Annotated in this window: 1 pseudogene; it reads right to left on the bottom strand. The window is 36.7% G+C overall.

Annotation, left to right across the window (positions count from 1 at the left end):
- Positions 1 to 597: pseudogene (locus AMN88_RS02170) on the bottom strand (ammonium transporter); the annotation flags it as partial.

Raw genomic sequence — 597 nt, 5'->3', positions numbered from 1 at the left:
CCAACCAAACCAAAGTAAAAATGTTCCAAGTGTTACTAATGGAATTGAAGATGCAGCAAACGGTACTAAAGATTTAGTTTCACCTGATTTTGAGAATCTTCCTTCTCTTGCACCTAAAACTATAACACCAGCTAATGCAGCGGCACCACCACACGCATGAACTAAAGTTGATCCAGCAAAGTCAGAAAAGCCTGAAGTTGCTAACCAACCTCCACCCCACTGCCAACCCATTGAAATTGGATAAATTACTCCAGCCATGATTGCAGCAAAGATAAAAAAAGGCCAAATTTTAATTCTTTCAGCTACAGCTCCTGAAACTATAGAGGCAGTTGCACATACAAACATTGTTTGAAAGAACCAATCGGAATAATCAGAATAACCAGTAGCTAATTCAGAAGAATCGCTCCACATTGAAAAAGATCCAATAAAACCACCTTCTGGAATACCGTAAGCTAAATTATAACCACATAGAAAAAATATTAATGAACAAATTGCAAATTTACCAATATTTTTGGCTGCAATTGTTGATACACTTTTTGTTGTTACTAATCCACTTTCAAGCATACAGAAACCTGCAGCCATAAAAGCAACTAATAC

It is taken from the genome of Candidatus Pelagibacter communis (assembly GCF_001180165.1).
Taxonomy (GTDB): domain Bacteria; phylum Pseudomonadota; class Alphaproteobacteria; order Pelagibacterales; family Pelagibacteraceae; genus Pelagibacter; species Pelagibacter ubique_P.
Note: the sequence above shows the minus strand (reverse complement) of the source record. Positions and strands in the feature narration are given on the sequence as shown.